The 6,740-nt window shown below is 49.6% G+C and carries 5 protein-coding genes; 3 read left to right on the top strand and 2 right to left on the bottom strand.

Annotated features, from left to right (window positions below; genetic code table 11):
• The first annotated feature begins 139 nt into the window (after positions 1-139).
• From KDK14_RS11255 to KDK14_RS11245, 3 genes are all read left to right on the top strand, one after another.
• Positions 140-676: a lipocalin family protein gene (locus KDK14_RS11255; RefSeq protein WP_373691066.1), complete on the top strand. Its 537-nt coding sequence runs from the start codon at positions 140-142 to the stop codon at positions 674-676.
• Between the two features lie 293 nt (positions 677-969).
• Positions 970-2,775, top strand: coding sequence for a glycosyl hydrolase family 18 protein (locus tag KDK14_RS11250; protein WP_257265212.1), 1,806 nt, complete (start codon positions 970-972; stop codon positions 2,773-2,775).
• A complete protein-coding gene (locus KDK14_RS11245; protein WP_257265211.1) occupies positions 2,760-3,539 on the top strand; it encodes a hypothetical protein in 780 nt (259 codons plus the stop codon). The genes KDK14_RS11250 and KDK14_RS11245 overlap by 16 nt, the downstream gene beginning before the upstream one ends.
• Before the next feature lie 239 nt (positions 3,540-3,778).
• Here the strand turns inward: KDK14_RS11245 and KDK14_RS11240 are convergent, their stop codons facing one another.
• Complete coding sequence (locus KDK14_RS11240; RefSeq protein ID WP_257265210.1) at positions 3,779-6,178, bottom strand: WD40 repeat domain-containing protein; 2,400 nt, start codon at positions 6,176-6,178, stop codon at positions 3,779-3,781.
• Between the two features lie 262 nt (positions 6,179-6,440).
• The coding region (locus KDK14_RS11235; RefSeq protein ID WP_257265209.1) for a hypothetical protein at positions 6,441-6,740 on the bottom strand (300 nt) is incomplete at its 5' end.

Here is a 6,740-nt window from a genome sequence, read left to right as displayed (position 1 = left end):
TTAGTAAATAGATTAAATCTGTTCTGGTTTTCTGCTCTCTCAGGTAAAGTGCATGACTTTGTTAACTATTTATACCCGTAGTTATACCCGTAGACTTTTATGGGATACATTGAAAGAAGGATTAAACGCGTTGAGAGCCATTAAAATTCTGTCGCTGATAGCACTGTTGACGGGGTGTACAGGAATACCCGAAGGCGTTACACCGGTAAAGCCATTTGAGGTTAACCGCTATGCTGGAAAATGGTATGAGATAGCCAGGCTGGATCACCGCTTTGAGCGAGGCCTGTCCCATATCACCGCAGAATACTCTAGCAACCCTGACGGCAGTATTCGGGTAATCAACTCAGGTTACTCTGCGCAAGCCGGTAAGCGTCAGCAGGCCGAAGGTAAGGCAAAATTTGTCAGAGAACCTGATGAGGGATATCTGAAAGTCTCTTTTTTTGGCCCCTTCTATGGCTCCTACATTATTTTTGAGCTGGATCAGAAAAACTATGAATACGCCTTTATCTCAGGGAATGATAAAGACTACCTCTGGCTGCTGGCCAGAACCCCCACCGTCAGTGATGAGGTTAAATCGAACTTCATCAACAAAGCCAGGGCACTTGGGTTTGCTACTGAACAATTGATCTTTGTTGATCAGAGTAATCCTCTGCATTCGCACCTGCAGGGGGAATAGTGTATATCCCTGCCATCACCGCTCTCTCCTTGTCCATTATCTGCGGGATTCAGTACTGCTGGTCGTGTTTTTATATCATTGTCGTTTAGTTTATGACGCAAGTCACAAATTCATTTAAGTTATGGAACAGGTTGCAGAAACGCGTTCCATTTTGCCGCTGAAGTATGAGATTCTGTTTATTGCTCGATGGGTGCCGGGTTTGATACTCACATAGCCCATCTTTGTACTCTGCAGTCTTTATTAAGGGGTATCCATGCTAAAAAAAAACAAAACTGGCATTCATTCTCGGAACTATGATTGCATCCGGCGCTGCTCAGGCGGCTTTGCCGCCCACACCGGTCCTCGGGTGGGGTGATCACAAATATGCATTGGTGGAGGTCAGCCAGTCTGCTGTCGCTTATAAGGAACTGGTGACGGTTCATGACGGGGTGAATATTGAGGTGACCCGGGATCTGCCCTGGGGCACAGCAGCGGACACTGAAGCTAAAATATTATTTGATGGCGACGTCCAGTGGAGCGGCACTGCTGGCGCAAAACAGGCATCATTCCCAGTGTCCAAAGGTGGCAAGTGGGACATGACGCTGCAGTTTTGTAATGACAGCGGCTGCTCTACCTCAGCACCCAAACCGGTAGTGGTTGCCGATACCGATGGCGCTCATCTGGAGGCTTTGCCGGTTTCCTGGACCGAGTTCCATAAACCTTATGAGAATAAAACCGGCAAAGTGATGGGTACCTATTTTGTCGAGTGGTCAGTTTATGGTCGTAACTATCCCTTCGATAAGGTACCCGTGCAGAATCTGACCCATATTCTCTACGGCTTTGTTCCTATCTGCTCTGAACAACACAATGACTCCCTGAAATCCATTGACGGTTCCTGGGAAGCCCTGCAAAAAGCCTGTGCCGGTACCCCGGAGTTTGAAGTGGCCATTCATGATCCATGGGCCGCCTTGCAAAAAGGTTTTGGTCAGGAGGGGGCTACTACCTGGAGTGATCCCTACAAAGGTAACTACGCGGCGATGATGGCGGCGAAAAAGACCAATCCGGACCTTAAAATCCTGCCCTCCATCGGTGGCTGGACGCTGAGTGATCCGTTCCATCAGTTCCATAATGAAGCAAACCGGAGAACATTCGTTAACTCTGTCGAGAAGTTCCTGCGCACCTGGAAGTTCTTTGATGGTGTGGACATCGACTGGGAGCACCCGGGTGGTAAAGGTGCCAATCCAGCCCTGGGCAATCCTGAAACTGATGGTCCACTGTATGTCACCCTGATGAAAGAGCTGCGTGAAATGCTGGACCGGCTGGAAGCTGAAACCGGCCGGGAATACCAGCTGACCTCCGCCATGAACGCTGGCAAAGATAAGATCGACGTGGTCAATTATAAACAGGTGAGCCCTTACCTGGATTACCTCTTTGCCATGACCTACGACTTCTACGGTGCATTTAATGTCGTCAATCTTAACCACCATACCGGATTGTATGAGTCATCCATGAACGATATGGGTGAAAACCGCTACTTCAGCGACAACGGTATTCAGGAGTATGTCAAGTCAGGCATTAATCACGACAAAATTGTTCTGGGTGTCGCACTGTATGGCCGTGGCTGGGAAGGCGTCAGTAATCTGAAGGAGGCTGGTAATCCCTTTAGCGGTACCGCTACCGGTGGTATCAAGGGCACCCGGGAAAAGGGCGTGCTGGATTATCGTGATATTTATGAGAATCATGGCGAAGCCCGGGGCTTTGTCTACGGCTATGATCAGCAGGCCGAGGCACCTTACCTGTGGAAGGCGTCAACCGGTGAACTGATCACCTACGATGATCCTTCATCGGTTCAGGCCAAGGGGCAATACGTGCTTGCTAACAATATGGCGGGCCTGTTCTCCTGGGAAATTGATGCGGATAACGGCATGCTCACCAATGCCATGCACGAGTCTCTGGGGCATGGAGAAGGCACCACCGAGCCTGGAAACCGCGCACCGGTGGCACGTGCAGGTGTTGATCAATCCGTCACAGGTCCCGTGGCAGTCACGCTGGATGGCAGCAGTTCCTTCGATCCAGACCGGGATGCCATTACCGGCAGCAGACAGTGGGTGATCCCTTAACATTGGTGGATGCAACCGCTAAAACAACGACGATTGTCGTGCCGGGGGTAGATGCAGAAAAAAAGTACACCTTTACACTGACGGTGACTGATGCAGAAGGTTTGTCAAACACCGACAGCGTGGTGATTACCAATAAACCGGAGCAACTGAACACAGCCCCTGCGGTGACCATCTCCCCAACGACTTATGTTGATGAGCAGACCCGGTTTACCCTGACAGCCAACGCCCGGGATGCTGATAACGATATTCTGACGTACAGCTGGAGCGTACCGTCAGTGTTCACCATCCGTTCTGAGCTGGAAAATAAACTGGAGCTTCAGGCACCTGCTGTTGATGCCAATGAAACCCATAACATAGTGGTGACTGTTTCCGATGGCGATGCCCAGGCCAACGCGACCACGGTTGTTCACGTTGAGAACGTTGCCGGGGTGATACCTCCGGGTGACTGTGATGTGACGGATCCCAATGCCAGCAATTATCCGGCGTGGGATGCCACCACAATCTACACCAAAGAAACGGTCAGCCATAAAGGTCTGGTGTATAAAGCCAAATGGTGGATACAGGGTTCTGAGCCTTCACCCTCCAACGAAGCCTGGCAGCTGATCAGTGATGTTGAGCTTGGCTGGCAGCCCGGAATTGCCTGTAACGGTGGTACCCAGGTCAACCACAACGGCCTGCGCTGGGAAGCCAAATGGCATTCCAGGGGTGATGAGCCGGGTGTCGCGGATGTGTGGGTGAATGTTGGACCTGCAACCTGTGACTGATTGTTTACTGTTTGTTTCTTTAAATTAGCAAGCCATCGACTAACACCGCCGGGTGTTCAAACCCGGCTTATGGGCAGGGCAGAATGGGCAGGATGCCCAGATCAGGCTGTAAGTAGCTAACCATATGAAATCATATATTTCTGGCTCCATAATGAACATTGAGATCGTCTGATGAAGAATTACCTGTTTGTAATAATGCTTGGATAGGAGTCTGTGCCGTAAAAATTTTGAAGAATTATTTATGTCAAAGTCCCCGGAAGACTGGCAGGCAGCTTCCAAAGTAACACAGTACCGTGTTTTGAATTTCCCCGTTTATCCCTATCTGTACATTGGATCAATAAGTGATCATCATCAGGGCTAAATTTGGCCGATTCAACGGAGTAATCCAGTTTTATCTGCTCTTTTTCTGCCCATTGACCATCATCATCAATGCCCCAGAGTTGTACAAGACCCGGCTGGTGTTTGTTTTTCCGATCTATTTTGTTGCCATAGGTCAGAAAGTGGTTTTCCAATCCATTAAAATCTCCACCTTTAATGGAGTAGCCATCAACACGATTTGTCATCGCCTGTTTCATCCACTGGCCATTATTGTCGCGCCCCAGGATACCTGCGGTTCCATCCTTGCTGATGGTGTAGGCACGGAGGCCTGAGCGGGAAAACCGGGCATCGAGAACAAATTTTTGATGTTCAACCACCAACTCTCCTTGCCGCTTGCCCTGACTGTCCAGGCGCTGAATTTTTACCACCTTGCCACAAGCCCGGGTCAGCACACTGTCCTCCCGGGCGTTGAAGGCCGCTTTGTTTGTCCCCTCCTGGTGACTGACCCTTGCTCTCTCAACCAGATTGCCTTCCTCGTCATATCCCCAAATGCAGACGAAATTCGATTCAATACCATAGCTCAGAAGAAAATTCTCTGAGGGGCTGAAGAGTGCATTGTCACTGCCGCTGTGCACAAAGGTCTGAACGTTATCGAGCCGATCGCTGCTGCAGTCCCAGAGTTTAAATTTGTCATAGAGCAGTTTTATGAAGCCTTCGTTTTGCTCGTTGTCTTCGGGGTCCTGACCATCAGCCAGCGGGTCATCCGTAATGTTGCAGTCCTGAGGTTTATAGAGATGGGCCAGTAATTTGCGCCCGGAGGGGCTGAACCGGACATTGGCGCAATCCTGAATTTCAGTTTTCACGACCCAGGAACCGTCATCGTCATAACCAGAGATTATCGCCCTGCGGTTTGAATCAAGACTCAGTGCGTACTGCCCGGAGGCGTTAAAGGACGCTTCGCCAACAACGCTGCTGACATAGTCATTGCGGGCCTTTGAATAATATTCAGGATGACAGGCCTCCCCAATCTGCGACCACTTGCCATCCACATTACAACCCATAAAGATGACCTGGTTACCACCGAAGACCACTGCATGCCGCTCATCATCACTCATCTGGGTACCCCCAATACCCAAACTGCACTCAATGACCTTTTTTTCCTCAAGGCAGTTGCTGTCATCATTAACCGCCCAGATGGTCGCTGTTAACCCCTGGTCAGTCAGTAAATAATGGTCTGTGGCCTTGAAGGACGGTTGCCCCCAGTGCCGTTGATGACTGATCCCCTGAGGCTGGGTCAGCGGGATCCATTGGCCGTTGCTATCCTCACGCAGTACCTTGATTTTGTCGGCCCAAAAATCGTAAGTCATAATCTTGTCCTGCCGGGGGCTAAAGCCTGCTTTGACCGCCACAAAGTCTTCGCCATTAGTGTAGGGGCTGTGCTCAAGCACCACCGCCTCCTCCCAGAAGCCATCGCTGTTCAGCTTGCTCACCGTGACATAGCCATCGCAGCTGATACTAAGGAACCTATTTTCCAACCGGTTGAATTCGAAACCAAAGGTATTCCCCCTGGCCTTTCCATGGTAGAACTCCCAACCAAGGGTATCCCCCCTGACCTCTCTATTCTGCGACCAGTTGCCATCCTCAGTTTGTCGCAAAATGACCAGGACACCATCGTCATTTCTGTCGCAACCATTGATAACCAGGTTCTTGCCCGTGGGGCTGAACCTGGCATTGCGGATAAATCGACCGAAGTTGATCACCTTTTCGAGTTCCAGATATTGGTTCTGGCACTGGAAAATGTCAGGCTTCTTTGCATCAATTTTTGCGTCACTCCTGGCATTAATTGTGCCCGATTGACTGTTCATGGGGGCAACGCCCTGTAACGGCTCACCCTTGACAGAAACTGGTGAGTCGTTATTAGCGGCGGCATCAGGAAGCTTTGCTGTCAACGCTTTTTGGCAGGCAGGTCCAGTGTCAGCCCCATCCGACGACGATGAGCTGTCAGAGTCGTATGATGATGATTCGGTGCCAGAGTCATCCGTTGCTGAATCGATTGAACTGGCCTCTGACTGCGGCAGCATGGGATTATTCTGATTGCTGACATTACGTTCATCGATTGAGGTGGTGAACGTAGATTCTGGTGGTGAATCCATTGTCAGCTGAACCAGGGATTCGTTCAGCGACGATTCAGGGATTTCTGAGATTTGTTTGTTATATGCAGCCCCAACTGATGTATGCGATGGCTTCAGATCATCAAGTGACTGCCTTTCACCGGTTACCATTCTGCTTACGGCTGCACTGCCTGACGCTATTGGTTGCATGATAACTCCAGATATGTTGACACAATGGTCAAATTTTACGGCTATGGCAGGAATACTTTATTTAGCGGTACTTTAAGTTTATTTACTTGTCCTTTATTACTTGTTTGGCCATTCACCAATGGTGTAGATAGGTAAATTTGCCCAAAGTTCCCGCAACAAAGGATTTTTTGTTCAGAGTCATAAGTGCGCGTTGATTGATGCAGCCTGTTCCATTGGCAAACGGACCAATTATTCAAGACATTACCAGCGAAAAATCTTCCGGCTAGTGAGCTGTTCCCTGCACCGGACTGGCAGGAATCTTCCAGAGTAATGCAATACCGGCTTCTGATAGGAAAAGCCCCCGTAGATCATCGTTGCAGTGAATCACTAAATGTTGATTATCGGGGCTGAATTTGGCCTGTTGAACAGGAAAATCCAGTGTTATCTGATCTCTTGTTACCCATTTGCCATCAGCATCAAAGCCCCAGAGTTGCACAAGGCCGGGTTGTTGTTTGTCCTGCCGGTTTATTTTGTTGCCATAGGTCAGGAAATGGTTTTCCTGTTCATTAAAATGGGCTCCACT

This window comes from Endozoicomonas sp. ONNA2 (genome assembly GCF_024606365.1).
GTDB lineage: Bacteria > Pseudomonadota > Gammaproteobacteria > Pseudomonadales > Endozoicomonadaceae > Endozoicomonas.
This window is presented reverse-complemented; position numbering and strand designations above follow the sequence as displayed.